Annotated in this window: 17 protein-coding genes and 1 other RNA gene; 11 read left to right on the plus strand and 7 right to left on the minus strand. The window is 57.6% G+C overall.

What is annotated here, in order from left to right; genetic code table 11:
* Positions 1-48: 48 nt before the first annotated feature.
* Both P8T57_RS04380 and P8T57_RS04385 read right to left on the minus strand, forming a co-directional pair.
* Complete coding sequence (locus P8T57_RS04380) at positions 49-573, minus strand: winged helix DNA-binding protein (RefSeq protein WP_007089717.1); 525 nt, start codon at positions 571-573, stop codon at positions 49-51.
* 136 nt (positions 574-709) lie between these two features.
* Positions 710-2674: a HAMP domain-containing methyl-accepting chemotaxis protein gene (locus P8T57_RS04385; RefSeq protein ID WP_341364708.1), complete on the minus strand. Its 1965-nt coding sequence runs from the start codon at positions 2672-2674 to the stop codon at positions 710-712.
* 367 nt (positions 2675-3041) lie between these two features.
* On the opposite strand from P8T57_RS04385, the gene P8T57_RS04390 reads away from it, so the two are divergent.
* From P8T57_RS04390 to P8T57_RS04405, 4 genes are all read left to right on the plus strand, one after another.
* The gene (locus P8T57_RS04390) at positions 3042-3854 is read left to right on the plus strand and encodes a TerB family tellurite resistance protein (protein ID WP_341364709.1); all 813 of its coding nucleotides are present in this window, start codon (positions 3042-3044) and stop codon (positions 3852-3854) included.
* 129 nt (positions 3855-3983) lie between these two features.
* On the plus strand, positions 3984-5816 hold the full coding sequence (locus P8T57_RS04395) for an ATP-binding cassette domain-containing protein (RefSeq protein ID WP_040061119.1): 1833 nt from the start codon (positions 3984-3986) through the stop codon (positions 5814-5816).
* 166 nt (positions 5817-5982) lie between these two features.
* Positions 5983-6855 carry an EamA family transporter gene (locus tag P8T57_RS04400; protein ID WP_341364710.1) on the plus strand — a complete coding sequence of 291 codons (873 nt, stop codon included), beginning with the start codon at positions 5983-5985 and terminating at the stop codon, positions 6853-6855.
* Positions 6856-6861: 6 nt separating this feature from the next.
* Positions 6862-7581 (plus strand): N-acetylmuramoyl-L-alanine amidase, encoded by a 720-nt coding sequence (locus tag P8T57_RS04405; RefSeq protein WP_341364711.1) that lies wholly within the window; start codon positions 6862-6864, stop codon positions 7579-7581.
* Here the strand turns inward: P8T57_RS04405 and P8T57_RS04410 are convergent.
* Positions 7575-8387 carry a transporter substrate-binding domain-containing protein gene (locus P8T57_RS04410; protein ID WP_341364712.1) on the minus strand — a complete coding sequence of 271 codons (813 nt, stop codon included), beginning with the start codon at positions 8385-8387 and terminating at the stop codon, positions 7575-7577. The two genes, P8T57_RS04405 and P8T57_RS04410, sit on opposite strands and share 7 nt — an antisense overlap.
* Positions 8388-8586: 199 nt before the next feature.
* On the opposite strand from P8T57_RS04410, the gene rnpB reads away from it, so the two are divergent.
* Positions 8587-8982, plus strand: an RNA gene (gene rnpB / locus P8T57_RS04415) — RNase P RNA component class A.
* 54 nt (positions 8983-9036) lie between these two features.
* Here the strand turns inward: rnpB and P8T57_RS04420 are convergent.
* Both P8T57_RS04420 and P8T57_RS04425 read right to left on the minus strand, forming a co-directional pair.
* A complete protein-coding gene (locus P8T57_RS04420; RefSeq protein ID WP_114095432.1) occupies positions 9037-9657 on the minus strand; it encodes a pyridoxamine 5'-phosphate oxidase family protein in 621 nt (206 codons plus the stop codon).
* Positions 9658-9727: 70 nt separating this feature from the next.
* Entirely contained in the window at positions 9728-10300 is a 573-nt protein-coding gene (locus P8T57_RS04425; protein WP_341364713.1) for a cysteine hydrolase family protein, read from the minus strand.
* 96 nt (positions 10301-10396) lie between these two features.
* On the opposite strand from P8T57_RS04425, the gene P8T57_RS04430 reads away from it, so the two are divergent.
* Positions 10397-11377: a helix-turn-helix domain-containing protein gene (locus P8T57_RS04430; protein WP_341364714.1), complete on the plus strand. Its 981-nt coding sequence runs from the start codon at positions 10397-10399 to the stop codon at positions 11375-11377.
* On the opposite strand, the gene corA is transcribed toward P8T57_RS04430, so the two are convergent.
* Positions 11374-12417: a magnesium/cobalt transporter CorA gene (gene corA, locus P8T57_RS04435; protein ID WP_063093889.1), complete on the minus strand. Its 1044-nt coding sequence runs from the start codon at positions 12415-12417 to the stop codon at positions 11374-11376. The two genes, P8T57_RS04430 and corA, sit on opposite strands and share 4 nt — an antisense overlap.
* A gap of 152 nt (positions 12418-12569) precedes the next feature.
* The gene (locus P8T57_RS04440) at positions 12570-13235 is read right to left on the minus strand and encodes a hypothetical protein (protein WP_341364715.1); all 666 of its coding nucleotides are present in this window, start codon (positions 13233-13235) and stop codon (positions 12570-12572) included.
* 615 nt (positions 13236-13850) lie between these two features.
* On the opposite strand from P8T57_RS04440, the gene P8T57_RS04445 reads away from it, so the two are divergent.
* From P8T57_RS04445 to P8T57_RS04465, 5 genes are read left to right on the plus strand one after another with little or no spacing between them, the layout of a single operon-like run.
* On the plus strand, positions 13851-14387 hold the full coding sequence (locus P8T57_RS04445) for a division/cell wall cluster transcriptional repressor MraZ (RefSeq protein WP_114095425.1): 537 nt from the start codon (positions 13851-13853) through the stop codon (positions 14385-14387).
* On the plus strand, positions 14387-15370 hold the full coding sequence (gene rsmH / locus P8T57_RS04450; protein ID WP_341364716.1) for a 16S rRNA (cytosine(1402)-N(4))-methyltransferase RsmH: 984 nt from the start codon (positions 14387-14389) through the stop codon (positions 15368-15370). The genes P8T57_RS04445 and rsmH overlap by 1 nt, the downstream gene beginning before the upstream one ends.
* A complete protein-coding gene (locus P8T57_RS04455) occupies positions 15367-15810 on the plus strand; it encodes a hypothetical protein (protein WP_341364717.1) in 444 nt (147 codons plus the stop codon). Before rsmH ends, P8T57_RS04455 begins: the two co-directional genes overlap by 4 nt.
* A complete protein-coding gene (locus tag P8T57_RS04460) occupies positions 15807-17525 on the plus strand; it encodes a penicillin-binding protein 2 (protein WP_007089736.1) in 1719 nt (572 codons plus the stop codon). The genes P8T57_RS04455 and P8T57_RS04460 overlap by 4 nt, the downstream gene beginning before the upstream one ends.
* A complete protein-coding gene (locus P8T57_RS04465; RefSeq protein ID WP_341364718.1) occupies positions 17512-18972 on the plus strand; it encodes a UDP-N-acetylmuramoyl-L-alanyl-D-glutamate--2,6-diaminopimelate ligase in 1461 nt (486 codons plus the stop codon). Before P8T57_RS04460 ends, P8T57_RS04465 begins: the two co-directional genes overlap by 14 nt.
* Positions 18973-18992 lie beyond the last annotated feature (20 nt).

An 18992-nucleotide genomic window follows, 5' to 3' on the forward strand; every position in this document is an offset into this window, starting at 1 on the left:
ACCCATCGCGCTGCCCTTTGTCTGCTCTTCAGAAACTCTGGAAGTCAATCACATCGCACTCGCCGCGCGCGATGCCTGATCATACACGCCCGAAATCGCGCGCAGCGTCTTGGCCACATCACCGACTTCCTCGTGATTAACACCCAATCGCTGGAACGTCTCCACCAGACAGGCTTCGCGCACCTCGCGGTATTTCTCGCACATCGCGCGGCCGTCCTTGGTCGTCGAATAATGCACTTCCTTACCGCGCTTGATCCCGTCAACCAGTCCCAGCTTGCGCAGTTTCTTAAGCGAATAATTCACCAGATGGCTGTCTTCGACATTCAGAACGAAACAGACCTCCGACAGGCTTTTTTCCCGCTCGCGTGAATTGACGTTATGCAGAACAAGGATATCAAGAACCGAAACATCGGGCATGCCCGCCGCCCGCATGCACCGCACCATCCAGCGGTTAAACGCATTGCCCGACAGGATCAGGGCAAATTCAAGCTCGGAAAGCTCGGCCGCGCGTTCCGAAACAAGATGTGACGATGATACGATACGTGGTTTGTCAGTCCGTGGTGTGTCGGTCATGCGGCGTTCCTGAAATCCCGTTGTTAACTTTCGCGATGCGCTTTGCGGCATTCACTTATACGCTTTGTCGGGATTTTATCGCAAAAAAAGCAGCCCGGACAAGGCCGGGCTGCACATTAATGTCGACATTTCACCGTCAAAGTGATCGCATGCGTTCCAGGAACCCGTCAATCTGACCGCGTAAATGACCGCTTTGGGTGCCAAGATTATCGGCCGAACCATGCACGTCATTGGCGGCAACATTGGTTTCGGCAACTGCTGCCGATACGCCCTGCATGGCGGCTGATATTTCCTCGGTCCCGGCGGCGGCCTGTTCGACATTCTGCGAAATCTCGCTGGTCGCGACCGTCTGCTGTTCGACCGCGGCGGCAACGGCCGATGCCCGTTCACTGATGTCGGAAATCATCCGCACGATTTCATCAATCGCCTCAACCGCCAATCCGGTCGCCTGCTGGATACCGTTAATCTGGCTGGTGATTTCATCGGTGGCCTTGGCCGTCTGATTGGCAAGGTTCTTGACCTCGCTTGCCACAACCGCAAAACCTTTGCCGGCATCACCGGCACGGGCGGCCTCGATGGTGGCATTAAGCGCCAGAAGGTTGGTCTGCCCGGCGATATCGCTGATCAGACCAATGACCTCCCCGATCTTGAGCGCGGCATCATTCAGCCCCTGAATGTTTTCATTGGTATGGCGCGCACGCTCGGTCGCCGATTGCGCCATGTTCGATGTTTCGCTGACCTGACCGGAAATCTCGTTGATGGATGCGGCAAGCTCGGTCGCCGCCGTCGCGACAAGCTGCACATTCGCCGATGCTTCCTCGGTCCCCGACGATACCGCCAGGGACTGGTTTGCCGCAGTATCCGCACTTTTGCGCAGCACATTTGACACTTGATGCAGCTGGTCAACGGCACCGCCAACCTCGGCCATGACGGCCACCACCGCCTGATCAAACTCGCGGATATATTGTTCCTGCGTTTCCAGACGTTTACGGCGGCGTTCATCCGCCTCGCGCTGGGCGGCTTCAAGCTTGACGCGTTCAATACCGTTTTCACGGAACACCAGAACCGCCCGGCCCATCTCGCCGATCTCGTCGGCCCGATTGACTTCATTGATGTCGACATCAAAGTCGTTATGCGCCAACCGCGTCATCTTTGTCGTCAGCCCGGCGATCGCGCGCACAATTGCTTTTGACAGCAATACGGACAGCACCAGCAACGCCAATGCGCCAACCACAAACATCACCACCGTCGTGATCAGACTACGCTGCGAAATGGCGTTTGCCTCCGCCTTCTTCGTGGCTGCGATGGCCGCTATATCGGCACTAAGCTGTTCCAGAACCGGTTCTGCCGCGGCGTAATAGTCGCTCAGCTTGCCCAATTCTTCCTCGCGCTGAAGGATCCCCGCCGCCAGCGCCTTGAAATCCGTCACATAGGATTTCATCAGATCGGAAATCTTTTGCTTTTCCGCAGCAGGAATACTGTCGGCGGCGGTCAATGCCGGACCAAATTCCGCCAGACGGTCATCAATGCGCGCAACATATTTCGGATCAATCCGCGCCAGGAAATCCTTCTCGTGTCGGCGCATCATCAACATGATGATTGTCAGCTTGTCGGCCTTGTACTGGTCCAGCGCTTCCTCGACATTGTGAACGGACGCGCGCAGACTGCCAAGCAGGCCACTTTCTTCATTCAAGCCGATTTTCTGTTGCAAATCAGCGATGATTTCGAATTGCGCCGCATAATTGTCAAAGGACGTCGCAATGGACGAAATTTGACCATCAAACGGATCAAGGGCCGGATCATCGGCCAGCTTTTTCAAATCGGACTGAACAATCGCAACCGTTTCTGCATGGTCGGCGGCGTATTTTTCATCCAGCCGCAGCAGAAAGTCTTTTTCACGCCTCCGGGCGTTCAGGAATTCTCGGGCGATCCCATCAACGATCAATCGGTCATCGACGGCTTCCTCGGCAGTCGTTTCCGCAGTTTGACGCTGATAATCCGCGACAAACAGGACCATGGCAACGATCGCAAAAATAGAAAGCGCAGCTAAACCTATCAACGAAATCTGATAGATCAGCTTCATGCGCGACAAAAAGCTCATTACGAATCTCCCAAGAGACTTATATTCAACAGGACACTAACCCTAGGTATAGTATTATACACTTTGGTATAGCAGGTCACGCGTTTTCCGCCCTATTGCCCTGCATCTGATGCATGAGTGCTATCTTGGGCTGCACCTGTGCGTTTTCATCTCCGGTTGGGTTACCGTTTTGTTACAATGGTGCATGCCGGACGGAAAGACGCCACTTGCCAAGGCCTCAGACCCTTGAAAGGACGCGACATTTACCCCCTGCCGCCACCGCGTCCGGTACACTGCAACGATTCCCTGAATGAAAAGACTGGCTTCCTGCTCCACCTGTACTATCTAATGCGCTTTGCCTGTCGGGATCTGGCCGATACGGCGATAAATGAATGTCCTTTTCGCAACCAAGAGCCTGATCAGAAGTATGAGCATCTGGGGTAAAATCATCGGCGGCACCGCGGGCTTTGCCCTTGGCGGGCCGCTTGGCGCCATTCTGGGGGCGGCGGCCGGTCATGTCGTCGACAGGATCAAGCACAATATCCGCACCGCCCGCATTGGCGGCTATAGCGGCAGTACACAGGGCAGCTTCCCCGGCGGGCAGGATGCGCGTCAGGTCGCCTTTGCCACCGCCGTTGTCGTGCTTTCGGCCAAGATGGCCAAGGTCGATGGCGTGGTGTCGCGTGATGAAATCAACGCCTTCAAGCGCGTTTTCCACATCCCGCCGGGCGAGGAAAAGAATGTCGGTCGCCTGTTTGACATGGCGCGCAAGTCATCCGACGGCTTTGAACCCTACGCCCGGCAGATCGCCCTTCTGTTCCGCGGCGAACGTGCTTTGCTCGAAGGCATCCTCGAAGCGCTTTATCAGATCGCGATGGCCGATGGTGCCCTGCACCCGGCCGAAAAGGACTTCCTGCACAAGGTCGCAACCATTTTCGGCTTTGCCGATATTGATTTTGATCGCGTGCATCATGCCTATACCAGCCCCGGCGGCCCCGATCCCTATGAACAGCTTGGGCTGGGCCGCGATGCCAGCGACGATGACCTCAAGGCCGCCCATCGCAAACTGTCGCGCGAAAACCATCCCGATACCCTGATCGCCAAGGGCATGCCGCCCGAATTCATCGAACAGGCAAATCACAAGATGGCCCGCATCAATGCCGCCTGGGATCAGATCCGCAAGGAACGCAATATCCGCTAGGGTCACGCCCCGATAACAGCCACTTGCGACGCACCCCTGCCCTGCATGCAATGATTTCCCTTGCAAGATGCCGCGATTTGCGGTTTGCAGGGGGCCAGTTTTCATGACCTCAAGCTTATCGGTTTTTCCATGGCGCCACCGCTGATCAATATAAACGATATCCGTCTGACCTTTGGCGGCAACGATCTGTTTTCCGATGTTTCCTTTGCCATCGGGGATCGGGATCGCCTGTGCCTTGTCGGGCGCAATGGCGGCGGGAAATCGACCCTGCTTAAAATCATCGCTGGCGAAATCGAAGCCGATGGCGGCGAACGCTTCGTTCAGCCGGGCTGCAAGATCGCCTATCTTAATCAGGAACCGAAATTCGACGGCTACGCCACGGTCGAGGAATATGTTCTGTCCGCGCTCGACGAACATGAAATCGATTATGCCTATCGCGTCTATATGCTGCTGGACTCGGTCAATATCGATCCGCAGGCCGACCCGACCAAACTCTCGGGCGGCGAAGGCCGCCGGGCGGCAATCGCGCGCGCCCTGATCGCCGATCCGCAGGTCCTTCTGCTCGACGAGCCGACCAACCATCTTGACCTGCCGACCATCGAATGGCTTGAGGGCGAGATCAAAAACTTCCGCGGTGCGGTTGTCGTCATCTCGCACGACCGCGCCTTCCTGAACGCGATTTCAACCGGCATCCTGTGGATTGATCGCGGCGTCATGCACCGCACCGATCAGAACTTCTCGAAATTCGAAGAATGGTCCGAGGAAATCTTCCGCAAGGAAGCCGAAGAACGCGCCAAGCTTGATAAACTGATCGCCCAAGAAACCGTCTGGTCCGTGCAGGGCATCTCGGCCCGTCGCAAACGCAACCAGGGCCGTCTGCGCCGCCTGTGGGACATGCGCGAAACCCGGTCGCAGCAGATCGAACGCATCGGCAACGTGTCGCTGGCGGCTGACGCCGGCAGCACATCGGGCAAGGTCGTGATCGAGGCCACCGACATCACCAAATCCTTTGGCGACAGAACGATCCTGACCGGTTTCTCGACCCGTATCCTGCGCGGCGACAAGGTCGGCATCATCGGCCCGAACGGGGCGGGCAAAACCACCCTGCTTAAAATGCTGACCGGGCAACTTGAACCCGATAGCGGCACGATCAAGATCGGCACCAACCTCAATGCCAGCTATTTCGATCAGAAACGTGCGGCCCTTGATGACAATATGACCCTGTGGGATACGCTGTGCGATATCGGCGGCGATCAGGTCATGGTGCGTGGCAATCCGCGCCATGTCGTAAGCTATCTGCGCGATTTCCTGTTCGACGAAAAACAGGCGCGCAGCCCCGTCGGTGCCCTGTCGGGTGGGGAGCGTAACCGTTTGCTTCTCGCCAAGCAGCTTGCCAAGCCGACCAACCTTCTGATCATGGACGAACCGACCAACGATCTCGATATGGATACGCTTGATCTGTTGCAGGAAATGCTGGCCGATTACGAAGGCACGCTTTTGCTCGTCAGCCACGACCGTGATTTCCTGGATCGCGTCGTGACGTCCTCCATCGTGATGGAAGGCAACGGCATCGCCACCGAATATCCCGGCGGCTATTCCGATTATATCGCCCAACGCAAACTGTCCGCCGCCCCGGCTGTCGCCGAGGAAAAGCTGGGCAGCACATCGGGCAAAGGCGGCAAAAAATCCGTCTCGTCACAGGCCGCCAAGCCCAAACCAACCGGCAAGATGAGCTACAAGGACCAGCGCGAATACGACAATCTGCCCGGCCAGATCGCCAAGCTTGAGGCCGAGATTGCCGAAATCGAAGCCGCCCTTTCGGATGGCAGCCTGTTCACCAAGGACCCGGATGCCTTCCAGAAAAAGGTCGACCGCATGGCCGCGGCCCGTGCCGAACTCGAAGCGGGCGAAGAACGCTGGCTCGAACTCGAAATGCTCCGCGAGGAACTCGGGCTGTCATAACGCTTCACAGCCAATGCTTTACGGCACTATTCGGATCGGTCACAATTTACCCGACAAATGAAAACAATTCACTTGTCGGGTTGCTCTTTCCATCCGATGAAGGGGCATACCGATAAACCCGCAAACGCGCCACCAGCGCCGATGCGCTTTGCCGAAAGCCCCTGCCATGCCCCTCAAAGCCGTTCTGATGGCCCTGTCCGTTGCCGTGATCTGGGGTGTCAATATGCTGACCGTCAAGGGTGCGGTCAGTGAAATACCGCCCCTGATGCTGACCGCGATCCGTTTTGGATCGGTTGCGATCCTGCTTTTGCCCTTCACCAAAATGCCGTCTGGCCGCTTTGGCCGTCTCGCCATTCTGTCGGTCATCTTTGGCACCGGCCATTTCGGGGTGCTGTTCTTTGCGCTTTCGATCCTTGATGCCGGGCCGGTGGCGATTATCGTTCTGCTCGGTGTGCCGTTCTCCTCGATGCTGGCGACCTATTTCTTTAATGACCGGCTGGGCTGGAAACGGCTTTCGGGCATGACGCTGGCCTTTGTCGGGGTGATGATCATGTTCTGGGACCCGACCATGACCGACCTGCAATTGCCCCTGTTGCTGGTGGTGTTTGCCGCCTTCATGTGGGCGGTTGCCAATGTCATGATCAAAAAACTCGGCAATATCGATACTTTCCAGCTTAATGGCTGGATGGCTTTGATGGCCGCCCCGCAATTGCTGATCCTCTCGCTGTTCCTCGAACCGGCTGCGGTTGAGGCGGTGTTCAATGCAAGCTGGGTCGCATGGGCCAACACGAGTTTCACCGTCGTGATGTCGTCCATCGTGGCCTATGGCTTCTGGTATCATTTGCTGAAAACGCAGGATGTGAATGTCGTGGTGCCGTGGTCGTTGCTGGCCCCGGTGATCAGTGTTGCCGGATCGTTCATTGTCTTTAACGAACCGATCAGCACCCTTAAAATCATCGGCGGCCTGACGGTTCTGGCCGGGGTTGGCGTGATCATGCTGCGCAAACCGCCGCAGCAACAGGAACAGGGAATGGACTGACCCGAGATGTCTGCTGGAAACACGGATTTCAAGAACCGCATCATCGCCCGCCCTTCGTCCAATTACGGCGACAGGCCCGATGGCGTACCGATTGATATCCTCGTCCTGCATTATACCGGCATGCAAAGTGGCGCGGCCGCCCTTGATCGCCTGTGTGATCCGGCGGCCTCGGTCTCAAGCCACTATCTGGTCGAGGAAGACGGCACCATTTTCCGTCTGGTGGACGAGGATAAACGCGCCTGGCATGCCGGGCGCGGCCAGTGGCAGGAATGCGATGATGTGAATTCCAATTCCATCGGCATTGAAATCGTCAATCCCGGCCATGAATTTGGCTATCGTCCCTTTCCCGACATCCAGATCGACGCGGTGATCGCGCTGTGCCGCGATATCCTGACCCGCTACGATATCCGACCTGACCACATCATCGCCCATTCCGACATGGCCCCGGACCGCAAGGAAGACCCGGGCGAACTGTTCCCGTGGGACAGGCTGGCCGCGAACGGCATTGGATTATGGGCAACGCCCGATATCACAAAGGGCGATGAAGCCTGCACCGAAACCGAATTCGATGCGATGCTCGACCGTCTGGGATATGGCCCGAATGACGCGCTTAAACGCCGCATCGCCTTTCAGCGTCACTGGCGGCCATCCAATATTTCGGGGAAGGTGGACGGAGAATGCGCCGCAATCCTGCGCGCCCTGCTCGATAAAGCCGGACTTTACTGAACGATCAGGCCGCCCGGATTGGCAATCGGAATATCGGATAACCCGACATAGCGGGCAAAACCGACCCGGCTAAAGCCAAGATGCCGGTGATAGATACCATCCACCACCCCGGTCAGAAGCCCGCGCGCCATTTCCCGGTCAAAATCGTTCAGCACCGGCGCCAGATCGGACCGCAGGCTCAAATACCGCTCCTCAATCTCGACCGCAGGCAAAAGCACCTTGAACCCCGTCAGGCTTTTCTGATCCCCGCCAGCAAAACGCAGAAAGGCCAGATCGCTAAACAGCACATCGACATGGTGCCGTTTAAGCATCTCGAACCCCTTGGCATATTCGGCAACTTCCACCGGATGCATGGTTTCGTTGGCAAGGATTTCCGCCGGATAGGACTGCCCGATCACTTTAAGCCAGTTGGTGTTATCAAGGCTGCGCACCCCCTGATAGGTCCCAAGGCAAAAGCCCGAATTGACCACGGCCACCGTCACCTTGCTAACCAGGGACTGGGACGATATCACAAGCCCGGTTTCATCAGCCTTGGCAAGATCATCAAGCAAAACGCCATCCACCGCCCCCTGCCGCAGCGAGAAACGGCACCGCGCCATCGGCATCGCGACAAAACTGACGGAATGCCCGGCATTTTCAAGGAACCGGGTCGCCATATCCACCGCAAGCCCGCGCGCAACACCCTGATCGTCATAGGCATAAGGCGGCCAGTCGTCATAGCACAGACGCACGTCTTTCGCCTGCGCCCCAAAAGACACAGCACAAAAGATCAATATTGCGCCTGAAATCCAAAGCGCCGCACGCATGGCCAATCCTTCAAATGAAAATCCGGCATCATCAATATGAGCCTGAAAACACGACATACCCCCTTAAGAGGGATATGGCAAACCCGCAGATTTCCGGGCTTCCATGCGTTTTTGGCATGGTTCGGATAACGATCGTATAAGTCCCTGTACAAACTGCTTTTTCTTGACGACGCGGTCAATGTCACCTACATCACGCCCACCAGATGGCCGGATGGCCGCCCCGGTTCTTCGGAACGGGGGAGGAAAGTCCGGGCTCCATGGAAATACGGTGCCAGTTAACGGCTGGCGGGGGCGACCCTAGGGAAAGTGCCACAGAAAGCAAACCACCTGATCGCGCAAGCCATCAGGAAAGGGTGAAAGGGTGCGGTAAGAGCGCACCGGTCCTTCAGCAATGCGGGACGCATGGTAAACCCCACCGGGAGCAAAACCTAATAGGAATGGTCGGCCGGATGCTTCGGCATTGTCGGCAGGCGGGTTTCCGCGCCACCATTCGGGTTGGTTGCAGGAGGCGTCCGGCGACGGGCGTCCCAGATGAATGGCCATCCAGTGCGGTTCGCCGCATGGACAGAACCCGGCTTACAGGCCATCTGGTCTATTTTCTTTTTTGCCCGATATGACATCGGCGGGGACATGCCCCGCCGTGAATGCCTTAACCGCGTTCGGCGATGGATTGCGCGAAATACTTATCGGCATCTTCCTGGGTGCCGACGTCGAAACTCGCTGACGTCTGATCCTTGATGATCTTGCCAAGGGTCGGCATCACCTTGCGATCCACCTGGCTCTCGATGCTCCAGAGTTTGGAGCGCATCAACGATTTCGCACAATGCAGGAACGCTTCCGCGACCCGGATTTTGATCACCGTGATTGGCGGTTTCGGCGTATCGGCAAAATGCGCCAGCAATGCCGGATCATTATGGATTTCCGCCGTGCCATTCACACGCAGCGTATCGTTGAAACCGGGCACGAAAAACAGCATCCCGACATTCGGGTTTTCAATGATGTTCGATAACGTATCAACGCGATTGTTGCCCGGACGATCCGGCATCAGAAGCGTATTGTCATCAAGCACCTTGATAAAGCCCGGCCCGTCGCCGCGCGGGCTGACATCGGCATTGCCCTTGGCATCGGCCGATGAAATCACGGCAAAGGGTGCCAGTTCGATAAAATGCCGGCAATGCGGGTCCAGTTTCGTCAATGCCTTGGCAACCGCCAATTCCATCGGCATTCCGTAAATCTCGCGCAGCTTCTCGGCAGTATCGATCTTGGTCATGGGGCAAACCTTTTCAGGGGACGATTATGATGGTGACGGGCGGCAAAACTGCGTCAAGCCAGAACGCAAGTCAATCGCAATCCCCCCCGATCACCTGATCTGTCGTGCAAACTTTGGCAAACTCGCCATTCAGGCTCGCCAATGCCACATCATGCACAAGATCGGCACCAAACACCCGCCCGTCGGGTAATTTGCGCTCAAACGCAAAACAGGCATCACTGACAATCGTCACATCAAAGCCAAGGTTCGCCCCCATCCGCGTTGTCGTATTCACGCAATGATCGGTCGATATCCCGCAACAAACGATCTGATTGATCCCGCGCGCCCGCAAATCGGCCTCAAGGCTCGTTCCGATAAACGCCGAATTGACCTGCTTGCCATAAACCGGCTCACCATCCTTCGGTGTGGCAAACTCAATAAATTCATGCCCCGGATGATCGGGATGCAGGCGCGATATCGGGGTTGTTGAATCATGACGCACATGAATAACCGGTGCGCCCTTTGCCCGCCAATGCGCCAGAAGCGCCGCGCCATTGGCCTCCGCCCCCGGATTATTGCGCTGCCCCCAATAATCCAGATCGGCAAAACCCTGCTGCCAGTCGATCATGATCAGGGCGGTATTTGCGGTTTTGGTTTCGGTCATTCTCAATCTCTCCGGCGCGGTTGAATGTTGGCCCTAGATTAACCGATCCGCAAATGGCATAAATGACAACTACCCCTCATTTCAGGACAATGCCGCGTGACACCCCGCCTGCCCCGCCTCATCGTTTTCATCCTCACCCCGCAAACCGTGATGCTTGATGTCACCGGCCCCTTACAGGCGTTTCACGAGGCCCGCGATCCGGCAACCGGCACCCCGCTTTATCGCACCATATTGGCCTCAAGCCACGGCGGCCCGGTCATGACCGATACCGGCATTGCCCTTGATACCGTCGCCCTTGCCGATCTTGATCCGGGTGAAATCCACACCCTGATCGCCGCCGGGTCCGATGAAATGCTTGATGCGCTGGGTGATGCCAATCTGATCGGGTGGCTTGAAAAATACCGCGCTCAAATCCCCCGCATCGGCTCGGTCTGTATCGGGGCGTTTATTCTGGGCGCTGCCGGGATGCTTGATGATCGCGCCTGTGTCACGCACTGGCGCTGGTGCGACCGCCTGCAAGCCATGTTCCCGCAAAGCCGTGTCGCCCCCGATCCGATTTTTGTCCGCGATGGCCCGGTCTGGACCTCGGCCGGGGTAACAACCGGGATTGATATGGCGGTCGCGATGATCGAACAGGATCTTGGCCGGGACGCCGCCCTTGCCGTGGCGCGCAGCCTGATCGTCTTCATCCGCCGCCCCGGCGGGCAATCACAATTCAGCCTGCCGCTTGAACATCAGGCCAATGACAATACCGGGCGCTTTGACGATCTGCATGGCTGGATCACGCAAAACCTTCAAACCCGCCTTGCGGTCGAAGACCTCGCCGAACAGACGGGCATGAGCCCGCGCAACTTTTCACGCACCTACAAATCCGCCACCGGCCTGAGCCCGGCGCGCGCCGTCGAACTGATGCGCCTCGAAGCCGCCCGGACTGCGCTAGAACAAACCGACAAACGCATAAGCCAGATCGCGCTTAATTGCGGCTTTGGCGATGACGAACGCATGCGCCGCTGCTTCGTCAAACATCTGGGCGTCGCGCCCAGCGACTACCGCGAACGGTTCAAAGCCACCACCTAAAGCCACCCTTTCCGCTTGAAATACCAAAGCGGAAGAACAGCCGACAGCACCATCAGGCCAATCGCCAGCGGATAACCAAACTGCCAATCCAGTTCCGGCATGACGCTGAAATTCATGCCATAAATGCTGGCAATCAGGGTCGGCGGCAGGAAGGCGGCGGCGGCGACCGAGAAAATCTTGATGATATTGTTCTGTTCCAGATTGATCATGCCCAGCGTCGCATCGAGCAGGAACGTCACCTTGTTGGCGATGAAATTGGCATGTTCGGTGATCGACACGATATCGCGCGAAATGGTTTTAAGCCGCGTCTTGGCATCCTTTTTAAGCCGCGTCTGTGTTGACAGAAACAGCCCCAGCCGATGCAGGTTCAGCAAGCTGTCCTTGGCCTTGCCCGAAAGGTTCCCGGCCCGCCCGATGCGGCGCAGAACCGCCCGGTGATCCTGATCATGGGCCGGATCATCGGGGTTGGCGAAAACGATGTTTGACAACCCTTCAAGGTCGGCGGCCGCCTGTTCCATGATATCGGCCAACCGGTCGACAATCTGTTCCAGCAACCCGAACAGAACCGCCTCGGCGCTGGACGCCAGCGACGGGCTGCGATTGACCCGCCGGATAAAGGTCTTGAACGGCACCGGATCGGCATAACGCAGCGTGATCAGGGTCTTTTTGACCAGAATAAAGGTGATCGCGGTGGTTTCGGGCTCGTCACTATTGGCCTTGTTTAACACCGATACGGTCATGAAAAGCGCGCCGTCTTCGTCATATAACCGCGATGAAAGCTCGATCTCCTGCATTTCCTCGCGGGTCGGCACCTCGATGGCAAACCGTTTTTCGATCTCGTGGATTTCATCATCGGACGGGTTCAAAAGGTCGATCCAGACCGGCGTGCGCTCCACCTTTGGCGGCTTTGCCACACTTCCCGCGCTGTTAACTTCGCCATCAACAGCATCGCCGCTACTGACCAATGCAGCATCATCCGCCGGGGCGGCGGTATCGTCGGACGGGGTCCGGGCCGGGGCAAAAAATTCGTTGCTGTCCATGGTCACTCTCCATCCGCGCCGGTTGACCGGACATTGCCGGGTACCGGTCTATTTCGGGCTTGTGCGTTTCCTGTCATAGGCCCGAAGGCCCCGTTCTGTCACGCGCCAAGCCATGACAAATCGGTTAAACACCGCCAAGGCACATCATCGCGCTATTGAAACGGCAGAACCGTCTGAAACTCAAACGGATCAATATCCGCATCGTTCCCGCGTTTTTCATCAAACTGCGCCTTGGCATAGGTCAGGAACTCATCCTTGCTGATCATTTTGTCAGAATTGGCGTCAACACTGCCAAACAGCAATTCGAGCCGTCGGCTTTCGGTCCGCAATCGCTGGCGGTTGGCCTCCGCCGTGCCCGGCAATGCCTCAACCGCGGCAAATTCCCGGCCCACCAGAACACTGTCGCCATTGATATCGCGCCGCCGGAACATCCAGCTCGCATAGGCCGCCGCCTCGTCCGCACTGATCCGCCCGTCATGATCCATATCGATCGGATGATATTGCGCGCGATACATCGTGACCTGTTCGGGGATGCCGGTCGCGGCGGCACTCGCCGCATTCTGATTGGCCAGCGCCTTGGCAATCGCATCCTCAAGTCCGGGGATGGCCGCCGCACCCGTGCCGTTGGTGCCAGTCCCCGTCGGCAGCCCCTCGCCATCCTCAAGCCCGCCCAATCCGTTAAGCGCACCCAAGCCGCCAAGCCCGAACTGCCCCATCAATTGCGGATTATTCTGCAACTGCTTCATGATCAAGGGCAATAACTGGCGCATTTCAGGCGATGTGACCTCGGGCGAGATTGTCGCACTGCCCTTATCCATCTGAAGGCTCTGGGCATGCACCGGCCCCCGAAGGCCCAAAACCGCCACAACGGCACACGTCATTAACAATATGGCAGTCTTTTTCCGCAACACTCGTTCCCTTCACCTGTCCTGACGCCGCCCCGCATCAGGATCACCATCATAGCATATCAGCACGGACCAGATCGCGGGCAACATTGCCCCATCAAAACCGATTAACGATCAAATGCCAATCCCCGAAGCCGGGATCGGCCCCCAAACCGGATCATCGCCATGTTGCGTGAAATGCCTCTCCGTCATCCCGTCAAATCCCATGCCGATCAAAAAAGGTCTGCGAATGGATTTGCATGGGCGCGCGTGGGGGCATCTATGGGCTTTCATGGGCAACAGGTAAAAATCACCCGGAAAACGGTTACTTTTGGCCCATTTTCACCCCATTCCGATCTGCCGCAAAGCCGCAGGAAACCACATTATCACCCTATTTGATCCCATCAATTCCCATTGACCCCCATCAAATCCCATGGTACCCCATAACTAGGCATATTTACGGTGTCATGCGGGGCATATCCATTTCGGCGCGGAAACTGATCACTCTCTGGCGGTTCGAAATGGTTTTTTAATCAGGGGAATGGCGAAGTGCTGTTCACAGGAACGCACATTCACAAGCTGGACCGAAAAGGGCGCGTCTCCGTGCCCAAGCGGTTCCGTGCGACCCTGGAACGCGAAACCTTCGCTGGCATCTATCTGTACCAATCCCACAAGGAAGCCGCCCTTGAAGGCTGTGGCGAAAGCCACATGGACCGCATTGCCGCGTCGATTGACGAACTCGCGATGTTCTCCGACGAGGCCGACGACCTTGCCGATACCATTCTTGGCGCATCCCACATGCTGCCGTTTGACGGCGAAGGCCGCATCATCCTGCCCCCGGAACTGATCGAATTCGCCCGCATCGAAGATCAGGTCGCCTTTGTCGGCCGTGGCCGCACCTTCCGTATCTGGAACCCGGAAATCTTCAAACCGTTGCAGGACGCAAGCCGAACCCGCACCTTCAATCGCGGATCGACCCTCAAACTGAAACCGGCATCCGATTTCGCGCCGGGCAGCCGCCCCGCTGCCTCCGCCGCTGAAATCGCCCCGGATGAAGAGGGACCAGATGATGGGGGGAGCGCGTAATGAGCATCCATGACCTCAGCTTCGCCACAGGCGATGGCCCGCACAAGCCGGTGCTATTGCGCGAAGTTCTCGATGCCCTGGCCCCCAGGGCGGGCGAGATCATGGTGGACGGCACTTTTGGCGCGGGTGGATATTCCCGCGCCATTCTCGATCATGCGGACTGCGAACTTTACGCCATCGACCGCGATCCGACCGCCGTTGCCACCGGCAAGGCCATGGAAGCCGATTACGCCAATCGCTTCCACATGCTCGAAGGCTGCTTTGGCGATATGGGCACCCTTCTGCCCGCTGCTGGCGTTGATCAGGTGGACGGCATCGTCCTTGATATCGGCGTATCTTCCATGCAGCTTGATCAGGCCGACCGCGGATTTTCCTTCCGCGAAGACGGGCCGCTTGATATGCGCATGTCGATGTCCGGCCCGACGGCGGCTGATTTCATCAATACCGCCGACGAAGAAGACATCGCCAACGTCATCTATCGCTATGGCGAGGAACGCGCATCGCGCAAGGTCGCGCATAAAATCATTGAAATGCGCGCCGAGGCCCCGTTTGAAACCACCCTGCAACTGGCCCGCGCGGTGCGGTCGGTCGTGCGCAAATCCAAGGACGGCATTGATCCCGCCACCCGCACCTTCCAGGGCCTTCGCATTTACGTCAATGACGAGTTGGGCGAACTCGAACGCGCCATGCAGGCGGCTGAAAACCTGCTCAAACCCGGTGGCCGTCTGGTGGTCGTGACCTTCCATTCGCTCGAAGACCGCAGTGTCAAAACCTTCATGAAGGAACGCTCGGGCGATCCGTCGAAAATGTCGCGCCGCCTTCCGGGCGAGCCAGAGGTCGCAACCCCGACCTTCACCACCATCACCCGCAAGGCCGTAACCGCACAAAAAGACGAACTGCGCGCCAATCCGCGTGCGCGTTCGGCCAAACTGCGTGCGGTTGCCCGCAATGAACAGCCCGCAACTCAAGGGGGGCGCAAATGACACGCGCCATGACCTTTATCGGACTGTTTCTGACCATCGTTATTGGGGCTGGCACCTATTGGGTGTCGCACGAAGTCGAACGCCTTGAAAAACGCTATTCCGCCATTCAGTCGGAAATCCTCAATGAACAGGAAAGCATCCATGTCCTCGAAGCGGAATGGAGCTACCTGAACAATCCGCAACGCATCGAAAGCCTGGCCAAGACTTACCTTAAACTCGATCAGATCGCCCCGCTTCAGATGGCCAGCATCGATGACCTGCCCGAAGACGCCGATCTGCATCAATATCGTCTTGATAAATTCGGCGAGGCCGTCGCCTTCCTGCCGGTCCCGCGTGCGCGCCCCGATGAACTGGCCCCGGACGAAGCCGCCGAAGCCATGATCATCAATGCCCCGTCGCTTGCCGCAACCCGGTCCGATGCGCAGGAGGGCGAACAATGAGCTTCCATCGTTTCTCATACTGGCTGCGCGGTGACCGCCCGGAACTCAGCCCCGATCAACGCGAACGTCACGCGATTGAAACCGCGCGCAACCGCATCTTCATTACCGGTGCGATGTTTGCCGTCGGCTTTGTCTGGATCACGGCGGGTCTGGTCGATGCCACCGTTCTGCGTCAGGGCAATGAACCCGAAATGGCATCGGGATCGGATACCCGCGAACTTAAAACCGAACGCGCCGATATCGTTGATCGCAACGGCATGCTGATTGCGACCGATCTTCCGACCAACTCGCTTTATGCCGATGCGCGCGTGATCAAGGACCCGGTCGGATCGGCCGATCAATTGCTGACCGTGCTGCCCGAACTCGATCGCGACACCCTGATCCGTCATCTAAGCTCGCAAAAGGCCTTCGTCTGGATCCGCCGCAACCTGACCCCTGAACAGCAATATGCCGTCAACTCGCTGGGCGTGCCGGGGCTTAATTTCCAGCGCGAAGAACGCCGCGTCTATCCGCATGGTCGCCTGTTTGCCCATGTGCTCGGCTTTACCGATATCGACAATAACGGCATTGCCGGTGTCGAACGCAAATTCGATAACGAACTGCGCATCAATAACGGCCCGCTGCAACTCTCCCTTGATACCCGCATTCAATACGCGCTTGAGGAAGAAGTCGAAAGCGCGATGAAAACCTATGACGCGGTCGGGGCGACCGGCATGGTCATGGATATCTATACCGGCGAAGTGCTCGGCATGATGTCGCTGCCCGATTTTGATCCGCACCGCCCCGGTCAGGCCCCGGCTGACGCGCGCTTTAACCGCGCAACGCTGGGCGTTTATGAAATGGGCTCGGTGTTCAAACTGTTTAACACCGCCATTGCGCTTGAAACCGGCACCGTCAATCTGCAAAGCATGTATGACGCCTCCCAGCCGATCCGCGTCGGGCGCTTCGCGATTAGCGACTATCGCGGCGAAAACCGCTGGTTGTCGGTCGCCGAAATCATCAAATATTCGTCAAACATTGGGTCGGCCCGCATCGCCCTTGATTTCGGGACCGAGACCCAGCGCAAATATCTCAAGAAATTCGGCATCCTCGATACCCCGAAAATCGAGCTGCCCGAAGTCGGCTCTCCGCTTGTGCCCAATCCGTGGCGCGAAGTGAACACCATGACCATTTCCTTTGGCCATGGTCTTGCCGTGACACCGCTTCAGGTTGTCAGCGGCATTTCCGCCCTTGCAAATGGCGGCATTTTGCGCCCGGCAACGATCCTCAAACAGGACGGCGCACCGGCGGGCGAACGTATTATTTCCCGGCAGACCTCGGACAAGATGCGGCGTTTGATGCGCCTCGTCGTGACCGATGGATCGGGCAAAAAGGCTGAAGTTCCGGGTTACTTCCTTGGGGGTAAAACCGGGACGTCGGAAAAACTCGTGAACGGGCGCTATGTCAAGAACGCCCGCATGTCGACCTTTGTCGCCGCCTTCCCGATGCAGGACCCGAAATATGTGGTTCTGGTGACGCTGGACGAGCCCAAAGGCACAAAAGAAACCTATGGATTTGCCACAGCCGGTTGGGTGTCCGCCCCGGCAGTAGGCAAGGTTGTGACACGTATTGCTCCCCTTCTGGGCATTGAACCGGCGAATGCGAAGGCGCCGGAGATTGAGCAAGCGCTGCAGATCGACCTTCGCAAGGGGGAGCGCAAACTTGCGTCTTTCTGAACTCATGGCAGGTGATCAAGCGGCACTTAAACATGCCGACGGACAGGACCCGAACATTACGGGCCTGACAGCAGACTCACGCACCGTGAAGGATGGCTATCTGTTTGCCGCCCTGTCTGGTGCCAAAACCGACGGATCGAAATATATCGATGATGCGATCCGTCTTGGTGCGGCCGCCATCCTTGCAAAGGAAGGCACGCCCAAACCCGTCGCCGCAACGGTTCCGCTGATCCCGGTGGAAAACCCGCGACAGCGTTACGCGCAACTGGCCGCGCGTTTTTATGGCAAACAACCGGCCAATATCGCGGCCATCACGGGGACGAACGGCAAAACCTCCACCGCCGTTTTCACCGAACAGCTCTGGACCATCATGGGCAATATGTCGGGCTCCATCGGAACGCTCGGCATTCGTGCCGCCGGGGCCAAAATCCCCGGTTCGCTGACCACCCCCGATCCGGTCGCCCTCCACCAAAGCCTTAATGAAATGGCTGAAATCGGTGTCACCCACGTCGCGATGGAAGCCTCCTCGCACGGGCTTGACCAGCATCGTCTGGATGGGGTGAAAGTCACGGTTGCCGCCTTTACCAACCTGACCCGCGATCACCTTGATTATCACGGCAATTTCGAAAAATACTTCGCCGCCAAGGCCCGCCTGTTTGCCGATCTTCTGGCGGAAAACGGCACTGCGGTTCTCAATGCCGATGTCCCGCAGTTCAAAATCCTGCGCTCGATGTGCGAAGGACGCGGCATTTCGGTGATGTCTTATGGCTTGGCCGCCGATGACATCAAACTGCTCGAAGCCAAGCCCGATGCCACCGGCACCAGGCTCAAGCTCGCCATCGAAAAGGGCGAATATGGCGTGCATCTGCCGCTTATGGGTTCGTTCCAGGTGATGAACGCGCTTGCCGCCCTTGGCATCGTCATTGCGTCGGGTGCGGATGTCGATGATGCGGTTGCCGCCCTTGAAAAGCTCGAAGGTGTCCGGGGCCGCATGGAACTGGTTGGCAAAACAAGCTTCGGCGCGCCGGTCTTTGTCGATTACGCCCACACCCCTGACGCGCTTGAAACCGTGATCAAGGCGGTTCGTCCGCATGCCAAGGGCCGCATCATCTGCGTCTTTGGTGCAGGCGGGGACCGTGACACCGGCAAACGCCCGGAAATGGGCCGCGTGGTCAAGGAAAACGCTGATATCGCCATCATCACCGATGACAACCCGCGCAGCGAAGACCCGGCCAAAATCCGTGCTGCGATCAAGGCCGCCTGCGACGGTGCGGTTGAAATCGGCGACCGGGCCGAGGCAATCAAACGCGGCATTGGTATCTTGCAACGCAACGATATTCTTATTATTGCCGGAAAAGGCCATGAAAGAGGCCAGATTGTCGGCGATACGGTTCTGCCTTTCGATGATGCCGCGGTCGCGCGCAACATCCTTCTGGGCGGTAACTGATTGATTTTAGAACCAGCCAC

Source organism: Thalassospira sp. SN3W (assembly GCF_038070535.1).
GTDB lineage: Bacteria > Pseudomonadota > Alphaproteobacteria > Rhodospirillales > Thalassospiraceae > Thalassospira > Thalassospira xiamenensis.

Bases quoted from the DNA above. Each gene is read 5' to 3' on its own strand.
- P8T57_RS04460 (WP_007089736.1), top strand. From the start codon at position 15,807: ATGAGCTTCCATCGTTTCTCATACTGGCTGCGCGGTGACCGCCCGGAA.
- P8T57_RS04420 (WP_114095432.1), bottom strand. From the start codon at position 9,657: ATGACCAAGATCGATACTGCCGAGAAGCTGCGCGAGATTTACGGAATG.
- rsmH (WP_341364716.1), top strand. From the start codon at position 14,387: ATGAGCATCCATGACCTCAGCTTCGCCACAGGCGATGGCCCGCACAAG.
- P8T57_RS04405 (WP_341364711.1), top strand. From the start codon at position 6,862: ATGTCTGCTGGAAACACGGATTTCAAGAACCGCATCATCGCCCGCCCT.
- P8T57_RS04400 (WP_341364710.1), top strand. From the start codon at position 5,983: ATGCCCCTCAAAGCCGTTCTGATGGCCCTGTCCGTTGCCGTGATCTGG.
- P8T57_RS04440 (WP_341364715.1), bottom strand. From the start codon at position 13,235: ATGGATAAGGGCAGTGCGACAATCTCGCCCGAGGTCACATCGCCTGAA.
- P8T57_RS04425 (WP_341364713.1), bottom strand. From the start codon at position 10,300: ATGACCGAAACCAAAACCGCAAATACCGCCCTGATCATGATCGACTGG.
- P8T57_RS04410 (WP_341364712.1), bottom strand. From the start codon at position 8,387: ATGCGTGCGGCGCTTTGGATTTCAGGCGCAATATTGATCTTTTGTGCT.
- P8T57_RS04455 (WP_341364717.1), top strand. From the start codon at position 15,367: ATGACACGCGCCATGACCTTTATCGGACTGTTTCTGACCATCGTTATT.
- corA (WP_063093889.1), bottom strand. From the start codon at position 12,417: ATGGACAGCAACGAATTTTTTGCCCCGGCCCGGACCCCGTCCGACGAT.
- P8T57_RS04380 (WP_007089717.1), bottom strand. From the start codon at position 573: ATGACCGACACACCACGGACTGACAAACCACGTATCGTATCATCGTCA.
- P8T57_RS04385 (WP_341364708.1), bottom strand. From the start codon at position 2,674: ATGAGCTTTTTGTCGCGCATGAAGCTGATCTATCAGATTTCGTTGATA.
- P8T57_RS04390 (WP_341364709.1), top strand. From the start codon at position 3,042: ATGAATGTCCTTTTCGCAACCAAGAGCCTGATCAGAAGTATGAGCATC.
- P8T57_RS04395 (WP_040061119.1), top strand. From the start codon at position 3,984: ATGGCGCCACCGCTGATCAATATAAACGATATCCGTCTGACCTTTGGC.